The organism is Streptomyces sp. NPDC003247, assembly GCF_042888135.1.
Lineage (GTDB): Bacteria > Actinomycetota > Actinomycetes > Streptomycetales > Streptomycetaceae > Streptomyces.
Genome location: NZ_JBIAPF010000003.1, coordinates 819,149 through 841,888, shown reverse-complemented (window position 1 = coordinate 841,888; position 22,740 = coordinate 819,149). Strand labels below are relative to the sequence as shown.

Below are 22,740 nucleotides of genomic sequence, written 5' to 3'. Positions count from 1 at the left end.
TGGGAAGAGGCGATCACGTCTCCGGCGGATGCCCAGCGCGCTGCCCCGCTGGGCGGCGACGGTGCCGGGCACCCACGCCCGCTCTGCGGAAAGCGGTCGGAGTGCCACATGGTGCTACGGCACATGCAGAGCGTGATCGCGGGGTGTAAAGCCGTCCTCCCCCAGCTCTCTTCCGCGGAAACCTCAACCCGACGAGAAAATCTCGCATTCCCGGGCCCCTCACCCGTCGTTCATGGCCCGGGCCCCCCGCCTTACCGCCGACTTATGGCCGAAAAGGGCAGGATGGGACCACACACTCACCAAGACCCCTGCCCGCGTGCGCCCACGGAGCGCCTCGCGGGCAGACACAGGAAGGACAAGCGACGTGCGCGTACTCGTCGTCGAGGACGAGCAGCTGCTCGCCGATGCGGTGGCCACCGGACTGCGCCGGGAGGCCATGGCCGTCGACGTCGTGTACGACGGTGCGGCCGCCCTGGAGCGCATCGGCGTCAACGACTACGACGTGGTCGTCCTCGACCGCGACCTCCCGCTCGTGCACGGCGACGACGTCTGCCGCAAGATCGTCGAACTCGGCATGCCCACGCGCGTGCTGATGCTCACCGCGTCCGGCGACGTCAGCGACCGGGTCGAGGGGCTGGAGATCGGCGCCGACGACTACCTCCCCAAGCCCTTCGCCTTCAGCGAGCTCATCGCACGCGTGCGCGCCCTCGGCCGGCGCACCAGCGTGCCCCTGCCGCCCGTCCTGGAGCGCGCCGGCATCAAGCTCGACCCCAACCGCCGCGAGGTCTTCCGCGACGGCAAGGAGGTTCAGCTCGCCCCCAAGGAGTTCGCCGTCCTGGAGGTGCTGATGCGCAGCGAGGGCGCCGTCGTCTCCGCGGAGCAGCTGCTGGAGAAGGCCTGGGACGAGAACACCGACCCGTTCACCAACGTCGTGCGCGTGACCGTCATGACCCTGCGCCGCAAGCTCGGCGAGCCCCCGGTGATCGTCACCGTCCCCGGCTCCGGCTACCGGATCTGATCCCGTGGCCGCCACCCCGGCGCCTCCCCAGGCGCCTCCGAAGCCCACCTGGGACCCCAGGAGGCCCCAAGCCCCCTTTCCGTGGCTGCGCCCGACCATCCGGATACGCCTGACACTGCTCTACGGCGGGATGTTCCTGATCGCGGGCATCCTGCTGCTGTCGATCATCTACCTGCTCGCCGCGCACGCGCTGAACGTGGGCAGCGACCTGCCCTTCAAGATCGTCTCCGGCGGGGTGACGAGCGACGTCTGCAAGGTGCGCAGCGCCGAGCTGCCCGCGTCCGAGCTCAATCAGGCGCTGAACGACTGCGTCAACGAACAGCGCCAGCACGCCCTGGACGACCTCCTCAGCCGCTCGCTCCTCGCCCTGCTCGGCCTGGCCGTCATCGCCTTCGCGTTCGGCTACGCGATGGCCGGCCGCGTCCTGAGCCCGCTCGGCAGGATCCTGCGCACCGCCCGCGCGGTGGCCGGCTCGGACCTGTCCCGCCGCATCGAGCTGGACGGACCGGACGACGAGCTCAAGGAGCTGGCCGACACCTTCGACGACATGCTGGAGCGCCTGCAGCGCGCCTTCACCGCCCAGCAGCGCTTCGTGGGCAACGCCTCGCACGAGCTGAGGACCCCGCTCGCGATCAACCGCACGCTCCTCGAGGTGCACCTGTCCGACCCGAACGCGCCCGTGGAGCTCCAGCAGCTCGGCAAGACGCTCCTGGCCACCAACGAGCGCAGCGAGCAGCTCGTGGAGGGCCTGCTGCTGCTCGCCCGCAGCGACAACCAGATCGTCGAGCGCAAACCGGTCGACCTCGCCGAGGTTGCCGGGCAGGCCATCGACCAGGTGCACGGCGAGGCCGAGGCCAAGGGCGTGGAGGTCCGTGGCACCCGGGAGACGGCGATCGTGCAGGGCAACGGCGTGCTGCTGGAGCGGATCGCCCTGAACCTGCTGCAGAACGCCGTGCGCTACAACGTCCCCGAGGACGGCTGGGTCGAGGTGAGCACCGAGATCCGGCACGGGCAGGCGGTGCTCGTCGTGTCGAACACGGGACCGGTCGTGCCGGCGTACGAGATAGACAACATCTTCGAGCCGTTCCGGCGGCTGCGCACGGAGCGCACGGGCAGCGACAAGGGCGTCGGCCTCGGCCTGTCCATCGTCCGGTCCGTGGCGCGGGCGCACGGCGGTCACATCACGGCCCAGCCGCGTGAGGGGGGAGGGCTCGTGATGCGGGTCACCCTTCCTCTCTGAGATCATGTCGCCGACACACGCGGGGATGTTCGCTTTGCGCGGAATTTTCAGGGCTGTGATCCAGCTCCCTCGTGTGTGATCGATCACAAGGGCGATTTTCCGGCCATCTACTCAGAGTGATCATGAAGGCGGCCGGAACGCCCGGAAACTCCGGGTTTTCAGGGGTCCTGATCACGGGAAGTACACGGTGAGGCCCCTTTGAAGTGCGACATTCGGACCGTGTACGGTCCCCATCGCCATCCAACCCGATCACTCAAGAGGAGTCCGGTTGGGTGTCGATTGAGTAACAGACCTTGATGTGAGGCAAAATCTCCGCCTCGAGGCGGGCACAAGTCCGGCCTCTCACGCGTTACGTGCGCTGGAGACACCGCAGACACCCAGAGGGGGAGAGGCGAAATGGCAACCGATTACGACACCCCACGCAAGACCGATGACGATGTCGATTCCGACAGCCTTGAAGAACTGAAGGCCCGGCGGAACGACAAGTCCGCCTCCGCCGTCGACGTCGACGAGTTCGAGGCCGCCGAGGGGCTGGAGCTGCCCGGCGCAGACCTCTCGAACGAGGAACTGGCCGTCCGTGTGCTGCCGAAGCAGCAGGACGAGTTCACCTGCATGAGCTGCTTCCTCGTGCATCACCGCAGCCAGCTGGCCCGGGAGAAGAACGGCCAGCCGATCTGCCGCGACTGCGACTGAGGGCGGGTCGGCCGTGACTGGCTCGACCCCTCCTCGGAAGCGCCGCTTCCCCTTTCCGGGAGCGGACAAGGGGCCGTCCGACGGCCCTCACGGCGTGCGTGACGACGAGCGAGGCTCATCCGGCCAGGGAATTGCCCCGGCGGGATCGGCCTCGCTCGAAGCTACGGGTGACCGGGGTGACCTCCCGGCTCCGGCACCGGGCGCCGCGCCCGTCGCCAGGCTGGGGGTTCCCCCGCTCGAGCCCGGTCGAGGGTGGGGAAGGGCGGCGGTGGTCCGGGGCAAGGCCGTGGACCTGGCCAGAGAAGGCGTCCGCAAGGGCGGCAGCCGGGCCAGGGCGGGCCTGGCCCATCTCACCGACCGCATCATCGACATGGCCCCCAGGATCCCCGTACGGGACCTGCGGACGCTCCGTCGGCAGTTCCCCGGCCTCGGGCCGGAGCAGATCGCCGACAAGCTGGTGGCGGGCGCGGCGAACGCCACGTCCACCGTCGGAGCGGGCGTCGGCGCGGCGGCGATGATGCCCGTGCCGCCCGCGATGCCGACCGAGATCGCCGCGGAGATCACCGGCGTCGCGGCGATCGAGCTGAAGCTGATCGCCGAACTGCACGAGGTGTACGGCGTCCGCCCGCCGGGGAACCTCAAGGACCGCAGCACCGCGTACCTGCGCTCGTGGTCCGGCGAACGCGGCGTCGACGTGCTGAAGCCCGCCTCCTTCAACGGGGCGCTGAGCGGCCAGCTGAAGCGCGAACTGCGCCAGCAGATCATGAAGCGCATGGTGCGCGACCTGCCGAACCTGATGCCGTTCCTGGTGGGCGCCGCGGTCGGCGCGCTCATGAACCGGCGCGACACCAAGAAGCTCGCCGCCAAGATCCGAACCGACCTGCGCACGATCCAGGTGCCGTGGGACGCGCTGCCCGCCCTCCCGCCCCTGGAGAAGCCGGAGAACCCGCTGCCCCTCGGCGACGAGGACCCCGGACCCTCGGGGAACTGAGCACCTCTCGTGCGGTGCGGGCGAGGCGTTCCGCACGGTGCGGGCGACAGGCGTGCCTTTGCCGCCGTCCGCCGTACCGTTCTCTGCCGCCTCTGCCGCCTCTGCCGCCGCCTGCTGTGCGGCTGCCCGTGCGTGCCCTGCCCCAGTGCCCTGAGCGCCGTCCACCGCGCTGCCCGCAGTGCCCTGGCCCACCGGGCCCGGCCCGCCGCCCCCGGCGCCGTACGCCGTGCTGCCGCACCGCCCTCCGGGCGCTTCCGGGCCGTCCGTCGGTCGCTCGTGCCGCCCGCAGTGCTCCGGTCGCCGCCCCGGTGCCGTATGCCGCGCTGACGCGCGCGGAGGCCCTCCGGGAGTCCCCCGCGCCGCCCCTTGTCCCTGCGGCCCGCATGCCCGGCGCCGTATGCCGTACGTGCGCGCGCGGCGGCCTCCAGGTGTCCCCGCGCCCCTCTTCGTGCCGCCCGCATGCCCGGCGCCGTACGCCGTACGTGCGCGCGGCGGGTCACCGGGTGTCCCCGTGCCGTTGCCTCCCCGCGGCGCCCCGCGCGCTCGGTGCCGTATGCCGCGCCGGTCGTCGCGCGCGGTCAGCTGCCGGTGGGGCTACGCCGCCGTCTCGCGGGCCGTGCGCAGGGCTTCGGCCAGGCGTTCCGGCTCGCGTGTCGACAGGTACAGGTAGGGGGTCGGGTCGTCCGGGTCGGTGACCTCCACGCGCAGCGCGGTCGGGATGTAGGCGCGCAGCAGGAGGAAGGCCCGGGTGTCGGCCTTGTACGTGCGCCAGGCGCGCGCCTCCTCGCGGTCCAGGACCTCCGCCTCGCCCAGCGCCGTGACGGGCACCTTCGCGTCGCCCGCGATCAGGGAGTCCCCGACGACCCGGATGCGGACGGAACCGTAGGAACTGGCCACGACCGCCGCGAAGGCGGTGCCGCCCACCAGCCCGCCGAGCAGGGGCAGGGTGCCGAACGGCAGCAGGATCAGGGCGAAGGAGACACCCACGAGGAACGAGACGAACCACCATGAGCGGGGGGCGGTGAGACGTTCTTCGTAGGGGGTGGCGGAGAGCTGCATGGAGCCAAGCTTGGCACGGTGACCGGTATCGGCCGACGCGCGGGTAAGGTCTGCGGCTGTGAGTGGTACTTCCGCAGCTCTTCAGCCTCCGGCCGACGCCGTGAAACCGGTTCGGCACCCCGATGCCCCCGCGCCCGGCGAGCTTCTCGGTGCCCACTACGAACAGTGTTTCGGTTGTGGCGGCGCGCAGTCGCACGGGCTGCACCTGGAGGCGCGGGCCGGCGAGGGAGTCGCCCTCACCGCCGAGTTCACCGTGCGTCCCGCACACCAGGGCGCGCCCGGTCTGGCCCACGGCGGTGTCCTGGCCAGCGCGCTCGACGAGACGCTCGGCGCGCTGAACTGGCTGCTGCGGACGATCGCCGTGACGGGACGGCTCGAGACCGACTTCCTGCGGCCCGTGCCCGTCGGCACGACACTGCACCTGGAGGCCGAGGTGACGGCGGTGGCCGGGCGGAAGATCTACTCGACCGCCACCGGGCGGATCGGCGGCCCCGACGGGCCGGTCGCCGTCCGTGCCGACGCGCTCTTCGTCGAGGTCAAGGTGGAGCACTTCGTCCACCACGGCCGCGAGGAGGAGATCCAGGCCGCGATGAGCGACCCGGACCAGGTCCGGCGCGCCCGCGCCTTCGAGGTGAACCCGTGAGCCGGCCTCCCCTGGACGTGCAGATCCGGCGCGTCGACCCCGACGTACCGCTTCCGGCGTACGCGCACCCCGGTGACGCGGGGGCCGATCTGCGGACCACCGAGAGCCGGGAGCTGGCGCCGGGAGAACGGGCGGTCCTGCCCACGGGGGTGTCCATCGCGCTCCCCGAGGGGTACGCGGCCTTCGTGCACCCTCGTTCGGGGCTCGCCGCCCGGTGCGGCGTCGCCCTCGTGAATGCCCCGGGGACGGTTGATGCCGGGTACCGTGGGGAGATCAAGGTGATCGTGGTGAATCTCGACCCGCGCGAGTCCGTGCGGTTCGAGCGCTTCGACCGGATTGCGCAACTGGTCGTCCAGCAGGTCGAGAGGGTCCGCTTCCAGGAGGTCGCGGAGCTTCCCGACTCGGTGCGGGCCGAGGGGGGCTTCGGGTCCACCGGTGGCCACTCCGCGGTGGACGGCGGGAGCGGCACAAGCGGTCAGGCCGCCGTGGGCGGCGCGACGGGTGGGAATCGATACGCTTCGGTCGTATCCGACCGGGAAGGACAGTGACGTGTTCGGACGTCGCAAGAAGAAGGGTGCCGCCGAGGACGCGGCCGGCGAGGCCGAGCAGGTCGTCGACAGTGTCGACACTGAGGCGGACGAAGTAGAGGGCGAGGGCGAACGCGAGCGCGTCCGGCTCGAGCCGGAGCCCCGGCCCGACGGGCCCTGGGACAGCTCGGAGGTGCGTGACCCCGCCGAGGGCCGGGTGGACCTGGGCGGGCTCTTCGTGCCCGGTGTCGACGGCATGGAGCTGCGGGTCGAGGTCGCGGGCGACGCGATCGTCGCGGCCACCGTCGTGCTGCGCGACAGCGCCATCCAGCTCCAGGCGTTCGCCGCGCCCAAGCGCGAGGGCATCTGGGGCGAGGTGCGTGAGGAGATCGGCTCCGGCATCACCCAGCAGGGCGGCATCGTCGACGAGGTCGAGGGACCGCTGGGCTGGGAGCTGCGGGCCCAGGTGCCGGTGCAGCTGCCGGACGGCACCGGCGGCTTCCACGTCGTGCGGTTCGTCGGCGTGGACGGCCCCCGCTGGTTCCTGCGCGGTGTGATCTCGGGCCAGGGCGCGGTGCAGCCGCAGGCGGCCGGCCTGCTCGAGCAGATCTTCCGGGACACGGTCGTGGTCCGCGGCGACGGACCGATGGCCCCCCGCGACCCCATCGTCCTCAAGCTCCCGAACGACGCCCAGATGGTTCCGGAGGGCGTCCAGCAGGAGGAGGCCGGCTCTCGCTTCTCCGGCGGCATGGGCCAGCTCCAGCGCGGACCGGAGATCACCGAGGTCCGCTAGGCGTTCCGACGCCCGGGCGACAAGCCTTCCGGCGCCCGGTCCACAGGCGTTCCGGCGCCCGGGCCACAAGCGTTTCGACGCCCGACCCATAGGCGTTTCGACGCCCGACCCGTAGGCGTTCCGACGCCCGGTCCGCCGGGCGTTCCGGCCGCCGGGCTCTCCGGAAAGGGCCGCACCCGACCGTGGGTGCGGCCCTTTCCGCTGCCAGACCGGCTGGGCCGGTTCCTCCTGGCCGAAGGCCGCCGAGATCATCACGTACGCGTACACCGGCGGTGGGGCGAACTCCGGCCGCTTCGCGGCGTCGCCTACTGGCAGGGACAGTCCACCTGCGTCACCGGCCTCAGCCAGGAGACCTGCCGCGACTTCACCCACACCGGCTACGGCCTCTCGGCGATCTCCCATGTCGCCGAGACCAGCCCGAGACCAGCCGGATCCAGGCGCAGGACCTCTACGGCACGGACGTCGGCGAGCGGCTGCGCCACGCCCTCGGCCTCCACGCCAGGTACGAGCTCGGCACGGCCGTCCCGAGCCGGCTGTGCGGCGGCTCCCTGCACCTCGGTCTCGGCCCGGTCACCGAGGTCGGCTACAACGCCCCGCACCAACCGCCTGGGCATCGCGATGACGAACGCCGAGGCCCTCACCCTGCGCAACCGTCCGGCGGGCAGCAACAACCTCTTCGTCGCCTGGGAGACGCTGACGCACGGGGACATCACCGTGTGAACCGAGCCGTCCGGCGGCCCGGCGGGCGGGTACGGTCGTGACAGTGTGCCCCGGTACGCTTCTGGTATGAGTGCTGTTCCTCGTTCCGAAAAGCAGGCAGGCCGGTTCCGGCGCATGCTCGACCGGCTCTCCTCGTCGCAGGAGGACCTGGAGTCCGAGGAGCTTCGGGAGGACGCGGACACCGCCGGCTGTATCCGGATCGGAGACTGCCAGGACCGGCAGATCGTGACGGTTACTGGTACCTTGCGCACGGTCACCCTGCGGCCGCGCGCCGGAGTGCCGGCCCTGGAGGCCGAGCTCTTCGACGGCACGGCCGCGCTGGACGTGGTGTGGCTGGGCCGGCGTTCCATAGTCGGGATAGAACCGGGGCGCCGCCTCATCGCATCGGGCCGGATCTCCATGAGCCGGGGCCGCCGGGTGCTGTTCAACCCCAAGTACGAACTGAGACCCCTCGGTAGGGAGTAGCCGGTGACGTCGCTCGACAAGCCGACCGAAGACACTCAGCAGGACGACGCCCGCACAGTGACGGAGGCCGCGCTGTTCGAGGCGTTCGGCGGGGTGCGGGGCATGGTCGAGACGGTGCTGCCCGGCCTGCTCTTCGTGACGATCTACACGGTCAACAAGGACCTGCACATGTCGGCGATCGCCGCGCTCGCGGTGTCGCTGGTCCTGGTCGTGGTCCGTCTCGCCATGAAGGACACCGTGAAGCACGCCTTCAGCGGTGTCTTCGGTGTCGCCTTCGGCGTCGTCTTCGCGATGATGACCGGCAACGCCAAGGACTTCTACCTGCCCGGCATGCTCTACACGCTGGGACTGTCGCTGGCGTACCTCGTCACCACCCTGTGCGGCGTGCCGCTCCTCGGGCTGATCCTCGGGCCGGTCTTCAAGGAGAACCTCTCCTGGCGCACCCGCAACCCGGGCCGCAAGAAGGCGTACGCCAAGGCCAGCTACGCCTGGGGTCTGATCCTGCTCGGCAAGTGCGCCATCCTCTTCCCGCTGTACTGGTGGGCCGACACGACCCAGTTCGGGTGGGTGCTGATCGCGCTGAAGATCCCGCCGTTCCTGCTGGCCGTCTGGCTGACGTGGGTGTTCCTGGCGAAGGCCCCGGCGCCGATCGACGTGTTCGCGGAGATGGAGGCCGCCGAGAAGGCGGAGGAGGAGCGCAAGGCGACGGCCGCGGCGGAGCGGGGCGAGACCGAGAGCGGGCGTCACCGCCGGGGGGCGTAGGTCCCGGTTGCGGCCCCGGCGCCCCCCGTTCCGGCGCCGGAGAGGCTCGTTCCCCAGCAGCAAGCGAGAGGGCGCCCCTGGTCTCCAGGGGCGCCCTCGTCGTCGTATCCCCGAGGGATCAGCCGTATCCCCGAAGGGACCGGCCGTATCCCCGAGGGATCAGCCGCCGGTCTCCTGCCGTCGCACCGACAACAGGTCCTCCAACTGCTCCTCCCGCGCCGGCGCGGCCACGAACAGCAGCTCGTCGCCGGGCTCCAGCGAGTCCTCCCGGGACGGGGTGAGGACGCGCGTGCCGCGGATGATGGTGACCAGGGAGGTGTCCTCCGGCCACTCGACGTCGCCGACCTGGGTGCCGGCCAGCGCCGACTCCTCGGGCAGGGTCAGCTCGACGAGGTTGGCGTCGCCGTGGCTGAAGCGGAGCAGACGGACCAGGTCACCGACGCTCACCGCCTCCTCCACCAGGGCCGACATCAGACGCGGAGTGGACACGGCGACGTCCACGCCCCAGGCCTCGTTGAACAGCCACTCGTTCTTCGGGTTGTTGACACGGGCGACGACGCGCGGAACGCCGTACTCCGTCTTCGCCAGCAGGGAGACGACCAGGTTGACCTTGTCGTCGCCCGTCGCGGCGATCACGACGTTGCAGCGCTGGAGCGCCGCCTCGTCCAGGGACGTGATCTCGCAGGCGTCGGCCAGCAGCCACTCCGCCTGCGGGACGCGCTCGACCGAGATGGCGGTCGGCGCCTTGTCGACGAGCAGGACCTCGTGGCCGTTCTCCAGCAGCTCGCCCGCGATCGAGCGGCCCACGGCACCGGCCCCGGCAATGGCGACCCTCATCAGTGACCGCCCTCCGTCGGACCCTCGGCGAACGACGCCTCCACCTTTTCCACCTCGTCGGTGCGCATCATCACGTGCACCAGGTCACCCTCCTGCAACACCGTCTGCGAGGTCGGCAGGACCGCCTCACCGAGGCGGGTGAGGAACGCCACACGGACGCCCGTCTCCTCCTGAAGCTTGCTGATCTTGTGGCCGACCCAGGCGGCGGAGGCGTGCACCTCGGCGAGCTGGACCCCCCCGGTCGGGTCGGTCCACAGCGGCTCGGCGCCCGAGGGGAGCAGACGGCGCAGCATCTGGTCGGCCGTCCAGCGGACCGTGGCCACCGTCGGGATGCCGAGGCGCTGGTAGACCTCGGCGCGGCGGGGGTCGTAGATGCGGGCCGCGACGTTCTCGACGCCGAACATCTCGCGGGCCACCCGGGCGGCGATGATGTTGGAGTTGTCACCGCTGGAGACGGCGGCGAACGCGCCGGCCTCCTCGATGCCGGCCTCGCGCAGGGTGTCCTGGTCGAAGCCGACGCCGGTGACCCGGCGGCCGCCGAACGAGGAGCCAAGACGTCGGAAGGCGGTGGGGTCCTGGTCGATGACGGCGACCGTGTGCCCCTGCTGCTCCAGGGTCTGGGCGAGAGCGGAGCCCACTCTGCCGCAGCCCATGATGACGATGTGCACGACCGTCCTTCCGAGGTCAAGTGTTGCTGACTTGGCTGTAACAGGGTCTCAGACCGCCGACCAAGCTACACACGTGCGGTCGGTGGACGGCACCCCTGTGCACGGTCGGCGGCCTCAGCGACGGCTGATGCTCCACAGGCTGAGGGCGGTGAGAATGCCGAGGCCGACAAGGGTGCCTGCGGCACCGATCAGCTCCGCGGTGGTGTGCATGGAACCTCCCAGGGACGGGAGCGGGCGGGGGATTGTCATATAGGCATGGCGATCGCTCCGGGTGCACACTCCGTAGCCGCGCCGTGGCTGATTTCACCCGTGAGGCAGACGCGGCACGGCATCACCCGCCCGACCCCGGGGGAGGGTGGGCGGCCCGGTGTTCGAAGGCATACGATCCACTGTTGTGTCCAAACTGACCGACGTGCCCAAGCGGATTCTGATCGGGCGCGCACTGCGCAGTGATCGGCTCGGAGAAACGCTCCTGCCGAAGCGCGTCGCCCTACCCGTCTTCGCCTCCGACCCCCTCTCCTCCGTGGCCTACGCGCCCGGGGAGGTGTTGCTGGTCCTGTCCATCGCGGGTGTGTCGGCCTACCACTTCAGCCCGTGGATCGCGGTCGCGGTCGTCGTCCTGATGTTCACCGTCGTCGCCTCCTACCGGCAGAACGTGCACGCCTACCCCAGCGGCGGCGGTGACTACGAGGTGGCCACCACCAACCTCGGCGCCAAGGCCGGCCTCACCGTCGCCAGCGCGCTGCTCGTCGACTACGTCCTGACCGTCGCCGTCTCCATCGCCTCCGGCATCGAGAACCTCGGCTCCGCGGTGCCCTTCGTCGTCGAGCACAAGGTGGCCTGCGCGGCCGCCGTCGTCGTGCTGCTGACGCTGATGAACCTGCGGGGCGTCAAGGAGTCCGGGAAGCTCTTCGCGATCCCGACGTACGTGTTCGTCGCGGGCGTCTTCATCATGATCGCGTGGGGTGCCTTCCGCGGGCTGGTGCTCGGGGACACCATGCGGGCGCCCACGGCCGAGTACACGATCAAGCCCGAGCACCAGGGGCTCGCCGGGTTCGCCCTGCTCTTCCTGCTGCTGCGGGCCTTCTCCTCCGGCTGTGCCGCGCTCACCGGCGTGGAGGCCATCTCCAACGGCGTGCCGGCCTTCCGCAAGCCCAAGTCGAAGAACGCGGCCACCACGCTCGCCCTCATGGGCCTGCTGGCCGTCACGATGTTCTGCGGCATCATCGTCCTGGCCCTGGTCACCGACGTCCGCATGGCCGAGAACCCGGCCGCCGACCTGATGAAGAACGGCGTGGCCGTGGGCTCCGGCTACGTTCAGAACCCGGTGATCACCCAGGTCGCCGAGGCCGTCTTCGGCAAGACCAGCTTCTTCTTCGTGATCCTCGCGGCGGCCACCGCCCTGGTGCTCTTCCTGGCGGCCAACACCGCCTACAACGGGTTCCCGGTGCTCGGCTCCATCCTCGCCCAGGACCGTTACCTCCCGCGCCAGCTGCACACCCGCGGCGACCGCCTGGCCTTCTCCAACGGCATCGTGCTGCTGGCCGGCGCGGCGACCCTGCTGATCGTCCTGTACGGGGCCGACTCCACCCGCCTGATCCAGCTGTACATCGTCGGTGTGTTCGTCTCCTTCACGCTCAGCCAGACCGGCATGGTCCGCCACTGGAACCGCCACCTGGCGACCGAGACCGACCCGGCCAAGCGCCGCCACATGGTCCGCTCGCGCGCGATCAACACCTTCGGCGCCTTCTTCACCGGCCTGGTCCTGATCGTCGTCCTCGTCACCAAGTTCACCCACGGCGCCTGGGTCGCCCTGCTCGGCATGGTGATCTTCTACGGCACGATGACCGCGATCCGCCGCCACTACGACGGCGTGGCCGCCGAGATCGCCGCCCCCGAGGGGCCCAGCGACGACAGCGTCCGCCCCTCGCGCGTCCACTCGGTGCTGCTGATCTCCAAGATCCACCGGCCGACGCTGCGCGCCCTCGCCTACGCGAAGCTGATGCGCTCCGACACCCTGGAGGCGCTCACCGTCAACGTCGACCCGGCCGAGACGAAGACGCTGCGCGACGAGTGGGAACGGCGCGGCATCGAGGTACCGCTGAAGGTCCTGGACTCGCCCTACCGGGAGGTCACGCGACCGGTCATCGAGTACGTCAAGAGCCTGCGCCGGGAGTCGCCGCGCGACGCGGTGTCCGTGATCATCCCCGAGTACGTGGTCGGCCACTGGTACGAGCACCTGCTGCACAACCAGAGCGCGCTGCGGCTGAAGGGCCGGCTGCTGTTCACGCCGGGCGTGATGGTGACGTCGGTGCCCTACCAGCTCCAGTCCTCCGAGGCGGCGAAGAACCGGGCCCGCAAGCGGCAGGACTGGAGCGCTCCGGGCTCGGTGCGGCGCGGACCCGTGGTCGAGGGGCAGGCGAAGGAGCCGTCGGGTTCCAGCTCCTCGGGACCGGCTTCGTCGGGCTCGGGCTCCCCGGGGACGGGCCCCACGAGCTGACCGGGCCGGTCCCCGTGCGGGGCGGCTCGTGGTGAACGGCCGGACGACAGCCACGTAGACTGGTGGGCTGTTGTCCGGCCGTTCCTCGTTCGACGTTGTGGAGTCACCCCGCCATGCAGGCAGAACCGAAGAAGTCGCAGGCGGGCTCCCGGACGGGCTCGCAGGCGGGCGCCCCGGAGGGCTCGCCGGTGGACTCGCTGGTGGGCGAGGAGTACGAGGTCGAGATCGGCCCCGTCGCCCACGGCGGCCACTGCATCGCCCGTACCGACTCCGGGCAGGTGCTGTTCGTCCGGCACACGCTGCCCGGCGAGCGGGTCGTGGCCCGGGTGACCGAGGGCGAGCAGGGCGCCCGCTTCCTGCGCGCGGACGCGGTGGAGATCCTGGAGGCGTCCAAGGACCGGGTCGAGGCCCCCTGCCCCTTCTCCGGCCCCGGCCGCTGCGGCGGCTGCGACTGGCAGCACGCCAAGCCGGGCGCCCAGCGGCGGATGAAGGGCGAGGTGATCGCCGAGCAGCTCCAGCGGCTCGCGGGCCTCACGCCCGAGGAGGCCGGCTGGGACGGCACGGTGATGCCGGCCGAGGGCGACAAGCTGCCGGCGGGCCAGGTGCCGCAGTGGCGCACCCGCGTGCAGTACGCGGTGGACGCCGACACGGGCCGGGCGGGGCTGCGCCGGCACCGCTCGCACGAGGTCGAGCCGATCGACCACTGCATGATCGCCGCGGAGGGCGTCAGCGAGCTGGGTGTGGAGAAACGCGACTGGAGCGGCATGGCCTCGATCGAGGCGATCGCGGCGACGGGCTCGCAGGACCGTCAGGTGATCCTCACTCCGCGGCCGGGCGCACGCCTGCCGATCGTGGAGCTGGACCGGCCGGTGTCGGTGATGCGGGTCGGCGAGAAGGACGGCGGCGTCCACCGCGTCCACGGCCGCCCCTTCGTCCGGGAGCGCGCCGACGGCCGCACCCACCGGGTCGGCAGCGGCGGCTTCTGGCAGGTCCACCCGAAGGCGGCGGACACCCTGGTGACCGCCGTCATGCAGGGCCTGCTGCCCCGCAAGGGCGACACGGCCCTCGACCTGTACTGCGGCGTCGGCCTCTTCGCGGGCGCCCTCGCCGACCGGATCGGCGAGAAGGGCGCGGTGCTCGGCATCGAGTCCGGCAAGCGCGCCGTCGAGGACGCCCGCCACAACCTCGCCGATTTCGACCGGGTCCGGATCGAGCAGGGCAAGGTCGAGAGCGTCCTGCCGCGCACCGGGATCACCGAGGTCGACCTCATCGTCCTGGACCCGCCCCGCGCGGGCGCCGGACGGGCCACGGTGGACCACCTGACCTCGCTCGGAGCACGGCGGATCGCGTACGTGGCGTGCGACCCGGCGGCCCTGGCACGGGACCTGGGGTACTTCCGGGACGGGGGGTACCGGGTGCGGACGCTGCGGGCGTTCGATCTGTTTCCGATGACGCATCATGTGGAGTGCGTGGCGATTCTTGAGCCTACAGAGAAGGGGCTCTGACCTGCGGTTTTCGTAAGTTCCTCAGGCGGGGTCGGGCGCGCTCGACCTGTTTCCCGGAGTGCAAGGGGTGGGGCACGCCGCATGCCGTACGACCGCCTCTGACCTGCTGTTTTGGTCATTGCTGGGAACACGGGCGTGTGGTGTACGCGGCCGCCGCCGGGGCTGCGCAGGGCAGTCGTGACGCTCGTGTGACGCTCACGCTGATGAGGCGTCAGGTTCTGGCGTGGCGACGTGTGTCCTTGTTCCTGTGATGCTCTCGGGGGCGCGGGTGATCCGCTATTACACCCGCCCACCCGTCTTGCCCGGGACCCAGCGGTGGTCGTAGTGCCTTCTTCCGAGGCGCACTGCTTCGAGAGACCGATCCGCTCGCGAGTCGGCGTCCCTAAGGTCATCCACATGAGCGACGCAGCGCGGAGGACCGCCCGCGACCGGGCCCTGGACGTCGTCCGGGGTTACGTGGACCACGACTCCGTCGCGGTTGACGAAGCGTTGGACGGTCTGGATGCGGCTGGCTCGCTGGAGGTGTACGCCATTCTGAACGGCCTGTTGCGCTCTACCATCAGCATCATGGAGCTGACCGGCAGGCCGTGGCGGCGGGACGACCTGGTGCGGCGGGCCGACGAGGTCGCCGTCTCGGCACCACCGCCATACGAGTTCGCCGTGGCGGAGGCGACGCGGGCCTGAGCCCGCGGAGACGAGTCGGCGATGCGCGTGGCCTCGTGCCGGGGCGGACCAGTAGCTTTGCGTCGGCGTCACACCGGGAACGCGGGGCGGCACCCAGGAACTCCTCCCCGGCCCCCAAGTAAGGAGCGGGATGGTTCCGGACCCGCGGTCCTCCTGCCGGCGGACGTGCTATGGGAACTCGTCGGCGCGCGTCCTTGCCGAATCGGAGGGTTGCCGGGGTTCCGGCAGGCCGGGAACGGTGGAGGCTCTCCGCCCCCTTGGCATGGCGCCCCACGGTCGGCGGAGCCCCATCGCCTTCTGGGCCGCGGACACCATGTCATGCCGCCCCGTCGATGCCGCTGACAGCGCCTCCGCTCGCTCGGACGCGGACCCCGCGTCCTTCACTCGGCGTTGAAGACGAAGGAGCGTCTCGCCGGCGCGCACCACGTCAGGGGGCGACAGCAGACGCAGCCGCGTCAGCTGATTGCGCATCTCGCCGTACTGCCCGTCCATCGCCTCGGCCGATGAGATGTCAGGCGGCGTCGCCGACACCTTCGCGAGGTCGGAGTGCTTCCAACTCGCCGCTAGGAACGCGACGAACGCGTCCGTCAGGGCCTCGCGCGCCCATTGACGTTTCTCCCTGCGTCCCCCGACGACCGTCGTCACCACCAACGTGGCGGCACTCGTCACCGCAGCGGCCCACGCCGCGTACCCACCCGCGTCCATCACTCCAGTATTCCTGGCCGCGTCCTGCTGTCCAATCTGAGCAGACGCCTCGTGTCCCACCTTGCATAAGGGTCGGCCAAGTAGGTTCGAACACCGCATGGTTGAGAGGGGAAGGTTTTACTATCGGGCGGTATGACGCGCCTCTTTGAGCAGGACGGTACTGGCACCGTGGACGAGGAGGAAGTGAAGTGGCGGGAACGGGTGGCGCAGATCGTCGAGCGTGAGCTGGGGATGCCTGTGAAGGTCACATACCTGGACGGTTTCGCCGACGGATTCACCGCCGCCCGGGTTACCCGCTGCGACCTGATGGGCGACGGCCGGGCCCGCCTGGAAGGCCAGTACATCCTGAAGGTGTCGGACGACCCCGACGACCGTCAGAACGAGGCGCACCGGCTCTTCACCGAGCGGCTCACCCCCTTCGCTGACCGGCGCGTGCCGCCGCTGGAGCTCTCCGGACACGACGAACAGCTCCGCGTCGACATCTACAAAGTCGCCGGTGAGACGCGTGGCGTGCGCCCAGCCCGCGTGGCGACCACGGCAGTCTCGATCGATGCACTGTCGGAAGTTAGCCGCGAACTGCTGGAAGCGCAGTTCGGGCACCACGCTGGCGGCGAGCCCATGACTGTCCGGCAAACTCTCGAAGCATGGATGGGAGCGGGGTTCTTCGGCGGTCAGAAGGGGGAGGCGCTTCGGGAGGCCCGGCGGTTGGCTGGCAGCGCCGGCACCATGTTCGCCTTCGCCACTCAGGTGCTGCCCGACCCTGTATCCGTACTGGAGCAGGACAACGAGCTCTCCCACGAGGTCGAGTTCGTCATGCGGGGTTACAACCATGGCGACCTGCACACGCGCAATATCCTTCTGGACGGCGTGAGTGCGGACGAGGTGGGGTACTGGCTCATCGACATCGCCTGGGATGGTGACGCGCCACTCCTGTATGACCACGCCTATCTGGAGACGGCCACCCTGCTCGTCGGGCAAGAGTTGCTGCGGCAACAACTCCCCCTAGCAATCCTCCAGGACTGCGACCTCCGCGACCCGAGAAGGGCCGTACCCCTCGCGTGGGAGGGCAACGTCAGGCTCGTCGAGAGTATCCGGCGGGGCAAGGACGAAACGATCGAGGCGCTCCAGCCGGCCCGTAAGGGATCGCTCCGACACCAGTACCTGGTCGCGCGGCTCGGCGCCGCGCTGAACTATGCGGCCAAGCGCAAGTCACCGGACCAGCAGCGTGTCACGGCGTATCGGCTGGCTGGATGGGCCACACACCTCCTCCTCACCGAGTACCACCCGACGCTCCTGGAACGGGTTCTCGCCGGCGCCCACCAGCCGCAGACCCTCGTGCCCAGCAGGGAGGTTTCGGCAGCCGGCGCGAAGGCGGTCGCGGAGGAGATGGTGGAACAGGTGAAGCCTTTTGTCGCCGACACCCATAACGCGTTCGACCGCTTCCTCGTCGTCGAGCACGGCGTGAGACACAAGGACCTCGCCTGCCTGCCCGACCACCGCTGGTCGGTGATCATCGATCTCAATTCCGACAGCGAGACGACCGGCCTCGCCCACGGATTCGATCGGGAGACGGCCGAGCACCAGATCGTCGTTTCGGGACGGCACGGGGGGCCTGCGCCCGGCCGCAACACGGTGTCGTGGCTGATGGCGGATGGCTGGGACCGTCTGGGCGAGCAAAGGCCGCCGGACTTCCGGAGCTGGCGCTCGACCTATCAGGACCTCGTCCGCGAGGTCCTTGAGCGGCACAGCAGGAACAGCGTCAACCGTGCGGCCGCCGTCATGTGCCTCACCGCGGGAGACGAGCCGGACCAACGCGCGGAGCGGGTACTGGAGTTCATCGACGACCTCTACGAACCGCCGGTGAAGATTCTCCGAGCCAGACCCGGCGACGGACGGTTCGAGGCTCTCCTCAACGTCTTCGCGGACACCGGAGCTCTGCCGCGCCCCGAACGACTCGCCACGCTGCCTGGCGCGAAAGGGCCGATCCGTTTCTCCCGCCCCAGGCTCGCCGATCTGGAAGCCGACCTCGTCGTGCTGCACTCCCAGATCCTGGACGAGGAACTGCACGACCAGGCGGTCGACGCGTTCTGGAGGGGGCGCCCGGCGAACTGGCTGGACCTTGATGCCGGTCAGGACGTTCCCCGGGCGCTGCAGCCCTCGTTGCAGACGGCCATCGCCGACGTCCTGGGCCGCCAGAGCTCGGCCAGCTTCGAACTGTTCCACGCGCCCGGCGCGGGCGGCACCACTCTGGCCCGCCGCATCGCCTGGGACCTGCACCGCGAACATCCGGTGCTGCTGCTTCATCACTACAGCCCAGACACGGTCGAGCGCGTCGACAGCGTCTACCGGCGCACCGAGCGGTCGCTCGTGCTGGTGGCGGAGAGCGCCGACATGGGGCAGAGCGACCGGGAGGACCTCTACCGCAAGCTGCACGAACGTAACACCCCTGTCGTGGTGCTCTGGGTGACGCGGAGTAACGACTCGGCGCCGGACAACGGGGACGAGCTCACCAACAACGTCATGTACCGCCTGGCCGAGCCGATGACCCGGGAGGAAGCGCGGGAGTTCCGTACCAGCTTCGGCCCCCGCGCCCGCTCTCCCAAGGCCAAAGCGGCGGTGGAGGCGCTGGTCCCATACGGCGTACCGGACCAACAGGTGACCCCGTTCTACTTCGGTCTGTGTGCCTTCGAGACGGAGTTCTCGGGCACGGCGAAGTACGTAGAGAGCCACGTCAGCAAGTTCACCGAGGAACAGCGACGCGTGGCCTCCTACCTGGCCCTCGTGACCCGGTACGGACAGATCGGGCTGCCATACTCGCTCGTCCACCGGTGGATCACCGGAGAGTGGGGCGGGCATGCCGCGTCCCTCGCGGAGTACACGACCGACCTTGAGAACATCCTCGGCGCGGACCTTCGTCACCTGGTCGTCGAGGATGGCCGACAACTACGCATCCTGCACCCGTCCATCGCCGACACCCTCCTGGAGGTGCTTCTGGAGGCGAAGACCGGGGACGCCAGGTGGCCGTCGAGGCTGGCGAACACGGCCATCGAGTTCATCGGGCAGTTGGTCGGCCACCTCGGATCCGCCAACGTGGAGACGCGGGCGATCCTCGACAACCTCTTCATCCGTCGCGACAGATCAGGCTCCGGAACGCACCAGTTCGCCGAACTGATCAGAGCCTTTGGCGCCGGTCAGCAGCCGGGCCGGGAGCAGGCGTACCGAATCTTCAAGGAGCTCACGCGCCGGTGCTCCGAAGAGCCGCATTACTGGCTGCACCTGGCTCGCTACCACCTGGACTTCAAAAAGCACGAGGACGGGCAGGCGGAGAAGTTCATCAACCGGGCGATCGAACTCTCCAAGGAACAGGATCACGTGCTGTTCCACGCCCTGGGGATGCTGCACCGGGAGTGGGTGTACGCGGGACTGCGTCAATTCAGTACCGGTACCGGTCGCGAGGCCGCCCTCATCGAGCACGTACGCGACCGGTACGACGCGGCGCTCAGCGTGTTCGCCAGGGCCCGCAAGCTTAAACCGGAGGATGAGCACAATTACGTCTCTGCGATCCAGATGATCGTCAAGGTCCTCAGCAAGCTGGTCAGGGCCTCCCTGCACAAGAGCCTCGTCGACCTCCTGACCGCGGGCGGCGACGTCGGGAGCTGGGCGGACGAGCAGTTGAGGGTGGCGCTCTCGCTGCTGGACGAGTGCGAGTCGGTACGCCCCGACAGCGCCGACAGCCCGTACCTCCAGCGCTGTCGTGAGGAGATCGAGATCGCGCATGGCGAGATCGAGGCCATGGTCCGGGCCTGGCGCGAGGTGATCGTGAACTCCCGCAGTCGCTCGGGGCTGGCCCTGGTCCTGGCCCGCGAGTTCCTCAAGGAGCAGGGTCGCGACTGGAAGGAAACGCCCACCGAGGTCTTCCGGGCCGTCGTGGAATTCTTCGACGCGGCGTTCGAGGAGTGTGGCGATCTCGCCGACCATGACGTGGAGTTGTGGTTCCGCTGCTATCGCAGACTTCCCGAGTACGACGACCTCGCCGCTCTGGAACGCCTCTCGATCATCGCCGGATTGCGTACCAGTCCGATGTGCAGCTACTACCTGTATGTCGTGCACTTCCTGCGCTGGCTTAACCAGGAGGAATACTCGCAGGACGAGGCGCTGCGCCACTGCAACGAGGCCGCGCGGCTCAACCCCGGCCGCGACAGGCGGTGGAGCTACGAGTGGGTGGCGAAGGGTGTGTCCGAGGGCCATGCGGCGGCGCGTCTGGCGAACTTCAGGGAGCTCGGAGAGTACCGGCCCACGAGTCGGGACTGGCAGCTTTCCGGGCAGGTCTGTCAGCGCGTCCGCGGCGTGGTCCGGCAGATCGAAGGACAGCGCTCGGGGCAAGTTGCCGTGGAGGACGGCGACATGAAGGCGTTCTTCGTACCCCGTGAGGACTTTACGAACTTCGAGCATCAGGGGAAGGTGGTCGAGTTCGACCTCGGGTTCGCCCATGACGGACTGAGGGCCTGGCGCGTGGAACTCGCCCAGGAGCAGGAGTTGTTTCGTAATGTCCGGGCACGGATTACGGAGGTGGCCGTCCCGCCGGTGCCGCAGCACTCCCAGGTCGGTTCGGCGCGAGCTTCCGGGCAGGTGGGTGCCTCAGGACGAGTGTCTTCATCCTCACACACGCCGTCACTGGCGCCACGCCCGAGGCCCGTGGCCTCGACGCCGGAGATTCGGCAGGAGGCCCGTCGGCGGGCGGAGGCCGACGGCCCGGAGGAGGCAGGTCGGTTCGTCATCGGCCACTTGCTGTCCGCCGAGACCGGCGGACTCGGTGTCACCTCCTTCCAGGTGGGCAAGGCCCTCACGGACACTCTCGGGAAGGAGACGTATCGGCAACTGCGCGGCGGTGCCTCGCTCGGTGCCCTCGTGGAACGGCTCGGCTTTGCCGTACGCCCCACGGCGAACGGACAGTTCGTGGTGGAGCCCACAACGACGGGCTGACGGGGGGATCCCGGGGGGCGTCAGTGAGGCCGAGGGGCGCGTGCGGTGTGAGGCCGTGGCCAACTGGCGTCGGCCAGCCGGCGCCCCCGGGCACTGTCGGTGGGGAGAACGAAGCCAGCATCGGCAGGCCGCGGTGGTCCCGGCCGCTGGGGCGGCCGGCGCCGCATCGCGATGGTACTGGTGTCCGCCCTTTGCCCCGTTGCCGATCTCCTTCCTACCTACTGATTTCTGGCTCCTATCCAGGTTGGCATCGTAGGCAGCTTGGAGATCCGGTCCCGCCCGACCGTGATCAGTCGATGTCCGGATCATCGGCCTCTTCGAGGAGACGAGCAGCGAGGTCGTCGGCCCACTCCACGGCCCAAGCACGGAGCGCGGTGATGGTGGCGTAATCGAGCCCGTAGGCGGCGAAGGCTTCGTCGTCGGTCCACTCGGCGCCCGTGAGGTTCGACTGCAGATCCTCGCGCTCGAAGCGGCCGCGGGCGTGGCGGCGGCCGAACTCCTCGAGCTCGGCCTTGGTCCAGCGACGGGAGGCCGCGAACACGTCGATCAGGTCGCGGGGCGCTCCGCGGTCGGCGAGGGCGCGGACCTTGGTCCCGATCACGTCCTCCTCCGCGAGGACGGGCCCGTACGGGCTCTGGGCGACCGGCCGCCAGAAGATCTCCTTGAGGATGTCGACTTCGCATTCCTGCCCGGTGGCCGGGTCGGACACGGTGAAGCGGGCGGACAGCGGGGCGGTCTCCAGCGCGTGCACCTTCCAGCCGCGGGCTTCCAGGCCGGCGCGGAGCGTGGCCGCGATGTCGGCCATGGGCGCCGGGTTCTCGGTGGCGACATCAAGGTCCTGGCTGGGGCGGCTCACGAGGCGATGCGCCCGCACGGCGTATCCGCCAGTAAGGACCAGGGGATATGGGGAGCCGAGCGCGATCACATCGGCCAGGAGCCGCGTGTGCAGCTCCGGCATGTCCGTCACGCGGCAGCCCTGGTGCGGGAGGCGAGCTGGGGGAAGGCGTCTTCCCATACAGTGCGCACCGTACGGCCGACGAGGGTGCGCAGCACCGGCCACAGCTGGAGGAGCAGGTCCTGGTTGAGGTAGCGGGGCAGGTCGTCGCGCAGGCCCTCGTGCAGGACGGTGCGGTACAGGCCCATGCGCTGGCGCGGCTTGCGCAAGTCGTACGAGATCATCCCGGACCAGGCCATGTGCAGCGGCAGATCCACGACACCATGAGTCGGCCCTTGCAACTCGTCCAGCGACTCCGGCAGACGGCGCCGGAACTTCTCCCGGTACAGCGCGAGGTCCTCGGCGACCGCGCCCGAGAGGTCGCTCGGCGTGGGTGTGGCGTGCTGTGAGCTGGAGGGCATGACTCCATTATGGCGGCCGGAGAAGTGGTGAGGGTCATGATGTGCGAGCTTGCGTCCGGAGCGAGCGGGAGCGGGCTCGTGCAGATGAGCTGGTCGTGGCAGCCTGTCCCGCCAGAAGGGGAGGGATGGACTGTGGGTCATGACGCTCGTTTGACGCTCTCGGCGCACGCACGCGGGACAGTGAGCCGATAAACCGGCTCTGACCTGGGAGTTTCCGAGATTCGGCCAGGCTAACATCTTCCCGATGGCGTCGCATGTGGAATGCGTGGCTATTCTTGAGCCTGCCGCAAAGGGCCTCTGAGCTGCTATTTTGCATTTCAGGTGGTCAGCTCGACCTGTTTTCGCTCGCGGAATGCTTCGACTGAGGTTCGCTTGTGCAGAACGGTCTGAGCTGCAGCTTCAAGGGCTGGGGCGGGCCTCGCGGCGACGTGGCGATGCGGAATGTAGAATTTTTGACGCTCGGATGACGCTCGAATATCGGAAGTCTCCACCTCGCGGACCTCTCCGGCCCTGAGCCGCGCGGACCGGGGCCGTCGGCGCGGGGCAAGGAATCCGGTTCGGGGGGCCGACTGCACCTCGCCAGCGGCGGCG

The 22,740-nt window shown here is 69.8% G+C and carries 19 protein-coding genes and 1 pseudogene; 14 read left to right on the top strand and 6 right to left on the bottom strand.

All coding sequences use genetic code 11. The features are described from left to right. Positions 1-364 precede the first annotated feature (364 nt). The 4 genes from ACFYWQ_RS13035 (at position 365) to ACFYWQ_RS13020 (ending at position 3,942) form a co-directional block, all read left to right on the top strand. The gene (locus ACFYWQ_RS13035) at positions 365-1,018 is read left to right on the top strand and encodes a response regulator transcription factor (protein ID WP_003993508.1); all 654 of its coding nucleotides are present in this window, start codon (positions 365-367) and stop codon (positions 1,016-1,018) included. A 4-nt stretch (positions 1,019-1,022) separates the two neighbouring features. After that, positions 1,023-2,258 (top strand): sensor histidine kinase, encoded by a 1,236-nt coding sequence (locus tag ACFYWQ_RS13030; RefSeq protein WP_389515679.1) that lies wholly within the window; start codon positions 1,023-1,025, stop codon positions 2,256-2,258. 396 nt (positions 2,259-2,654) lie between these two features. After that, entirely contained in the window at positions 2,655-2,951 is a 297-nt protein-coding gene (locus tag ACFYWQ_RS13025; protein WP_003993510.1) for a DUF4193 domain-containing protein, read from the top strand. A 13-nt stretch (positions 2,952-2,964) separates the two neighbouring features. Continuing rightward, the gene (locus ACFYWQ_RS13020) at positions 2,965-3,942 is read left to right on the top strand and encodes a hypothetical protein (protein ID WP_389515677.1); all 978 of its coding nucleotides are present in this window, start codon (positions 2,965-2,967) and stop codon (positions 3,940-3,942) included. Between the two features lie 594 nt (positions 3,943-4,536). On the opposite strand, the gene ACFYWQ_RS13015 is transcribed toward ACFYWQ_RS13020, so the two are convergent. Continuing rightward, positions 4,537-5,001 (bottom strand): DUF3093 domain-containing protein, encoded by a 465-nt coding sequence (locus ACFYWQ_RS13015; protein WP_389515675.1) that lies wholly within the window; start codon positions 4,999-5,001, stop codon positions 4,537-4,539. A gap of 58 nt (positions 5,002-5,059) precedes the next feature. Here ACFYWQ_RS13015 and ACFYWQ_RS13010 point away from each other — a divergent pair, with 58 nt between their 5' ends. The 6 genes and pseudogenes from ACFYWQ_RS13010 (at position 5,060) to ACFYWQ_RS12985 (ending at position 8,911) form a co-directional block, all read left to right on the top strand. Beyond that, a complete protein-coding gene (locus tag ACFYWQ_RS13010; RefSeq protein WP_389515674.1) occupies positions 5,060-5,644 on the top strand; it encodes a PaaI family thioesterase in 585 nt (194 codons plus the stop codon). After that, a complete protein-coding gene (gene dut / locus ACFYWQ_RS13005) occupies positions 5,641-6,192 on the top strand; it encodes a dUTP diphosphatase (protein ID WP_389515672.1) in 552 nt (183 codons plus the stop codon). The genes ACFYWQ_RS13010 and dut overlap by 4 nt, the downstream gene beginning before the upstream one ends. Before the next feature lies 1 nt (position 6,193). Continuing rightward, on the top strand, positions 6,194-6,964 hold the full coding sequence (locus ACFYWQ_RS13000; RefSeq protein ID WP_389515671.1) for a DUF3710 domain-containing protein: 771 nt from the start codon (positions 6,194-6,196) through the stop codon (positions 6,962-6,964). A 205-nt stretch (positions 6,965-7,169) separates the two neighbouring features. Further along, a pseudogene (locus ACFYWQ_RS12995) lies at positions 7,170-7,684 on the top strand (hypothetical protein); the annotation flags it as partial. A gap of 66 nt (positions 7,685-7,750) precedes the next feature. After that, positions 7,751-8,149 (top strand): OB-fold nucleic acid binding domain-containing protein, encoded by a 399-nt coding sequence (locus ACFYWQ_RS12990; RefSeq protein WP_389515669.1) that lies wholly within the window; start codon positions 7,751-7,753, stop codon positions 8,147-8,149. Positions 8,150-8,152: 3 nt separating this feature from the next. After that, positions 8,153-8,911 (top strand): DUF3159 domain-containing protein, encoded by a 759-nt coding sequence (locus tag ACFYWQ_RS12985; RefSeq protein WP_389515667.1) that lies wholly within the window; start codon positions 8,153-8,155, stop codon positions 8,909-8,911. A gap of 159 nt (positions 8,912-9,070) precedes the next feature. On the opposite strand, the gene ACFYWQ_RS12980 is transcribed toward ACFYWQ_RS12985, so the two are convergent. Together ACFYWQ_RS12980 and ACFYWQ_RS12975 are read right to left on the bottom strand one after the other, a co-directional pair. After that, on the bottom strand, positions 9,071-9,748 hold the full coding sequence (locus tag ACFYWQ_RS12980; protein ID WP_389515665.1) for a potassium channel family protein: 678 nt from the start codon (positions 9,746-9,748) through the stop codon (positions 9,071-9,073). Beyond that, positions 9,748-10,416, bottom strand: coding sequence for a potassium channel family protein (locus ACFYWQ_RS12975; RefSeq protein ID WP_389515664.1), 669 nt, complete (start codon positions 10,414-10,416; stop codon positions 9,748-9,750). The genes ACFYWQ_RS12980 and ACFYWQ_RS12975 overlap by 1 nt, the downstream gene beginning before the upstream one ends. 394 nt (positions 10,417-10,810) lie before the next feature. Here ACFYWQ_RS12975 and ACFYWQ_RS12970 point away from each other — a divergent pair, with 394 nt between their 5' ends. From ACFYWQ_RS12970 to ACFYWQ_RS12960, 3 genes are all read left to right on the top strand, one after another. Beyond that, entirely contained in the window at positions 10,811-12,916 is a 2,106-nt protein-coding gene (locus ACFYWQ_RS12970; RefSeq protein WP_389515663.1) for an APC family permease, read from the top strand. 113 nt (positions 12,917-13,029) lie between these two features. Next, positions 13,030-14,421 (top strand): class I SAM-dependent RNA methyltransferase, encoded by a 1,392-nt coding sequence (locus tag ACFYWQ_RS12965; protein ID WP_389515661.1) that lies wholly within the window; start codon positions 13,030-13,032, stop codon positions 14,419-14,421. Between the two features lie 396 nt (positions 14,422-14,817). Beyond that, positions 14,818-15,105, top strand: a complete 288-nt coding sequence (locus ACFYWQ_RS12960; RefSeq protein WP_389515659.1) for a hypothetical protein — start codon at positions 14,818-14,820, stop codon at positions 15,103-15,105. 168 nt (positions 15,106-15,273) lie between these two features. Here ACFYWQ_RS12960 and ACFYWQ_RS12955 read toward each other — a convergent pair whose 3' ends face one another. Next, positions 15,274-15,810 carry a hypothetical protein gene (locus tag ACFYWQ_RS12955; RefSeq protein WP_389515657.1) on the bottom strand — a complete coding sequence of 179 codons (537 nt, stop codon included), beginning with the start codon at positions 15,808-15,810 and terminating at the stop codon, positions 15,274-15,276. A gap of 132 nt (positions 15,811-15,942) precedes the next feature. Here ACFYWQ_RS12955 and ACFYWQ_RS12950 point away from each other — a divergent pair, with 132 nt between their 5' ends. After that, positions 15,943-20,793: a hypothetical protein gene (locus tag ACFYWQ_RS12950; RefSeq protein ID WP_389515655.1), complete on the top strand. Its 4,851-nt coding sequence runs from the start codon at positions 15,943-15,945 to the stop codon at positions 20,791-20,793. A gap of 289 nt (positions 20,794-21,082) precedes the next feature. On the opposite strand, the gene ACFYWQ_RS12945 is transcribed toward ACFYWQ_RS12950, so the two are convergent. Both ACFYWQ_RS12945 and ACFYWQ_RS12940 read right to left on the bottom strand, forming a co-directional pair. Beyond that, the gene (locus tag ACFYWQ_RS12945) at positions 21,083-21,751 is read right to left on the bottom strand and encodes a nucleotidyl transferase AbiEii/AbiGii toxin family protein (RefSeq protein ID WP_389515957.1); all 669 of its coding nucleotides are present in this window, start codon (positions 21,749-21,751) and stop codon (positions 21,083-21,085) included. Positions 21,752-21,756: 5 nt separating this feature from the next. Beyond that, positions 21,757-22,149 carry a hypothetical protein gene (locus tag ACFYWQ_RS12940; protein WP_389515653.1) on the bottom strand — a complete coding sequence of 131 codons (393 nt, stop codon included), beginning with the start codon at positions 22,147-22,149 and terminating at the stop codon, positions 21,757-21,759. Positions 22,150-22,740: the final 591 nt, after the last annotated feature.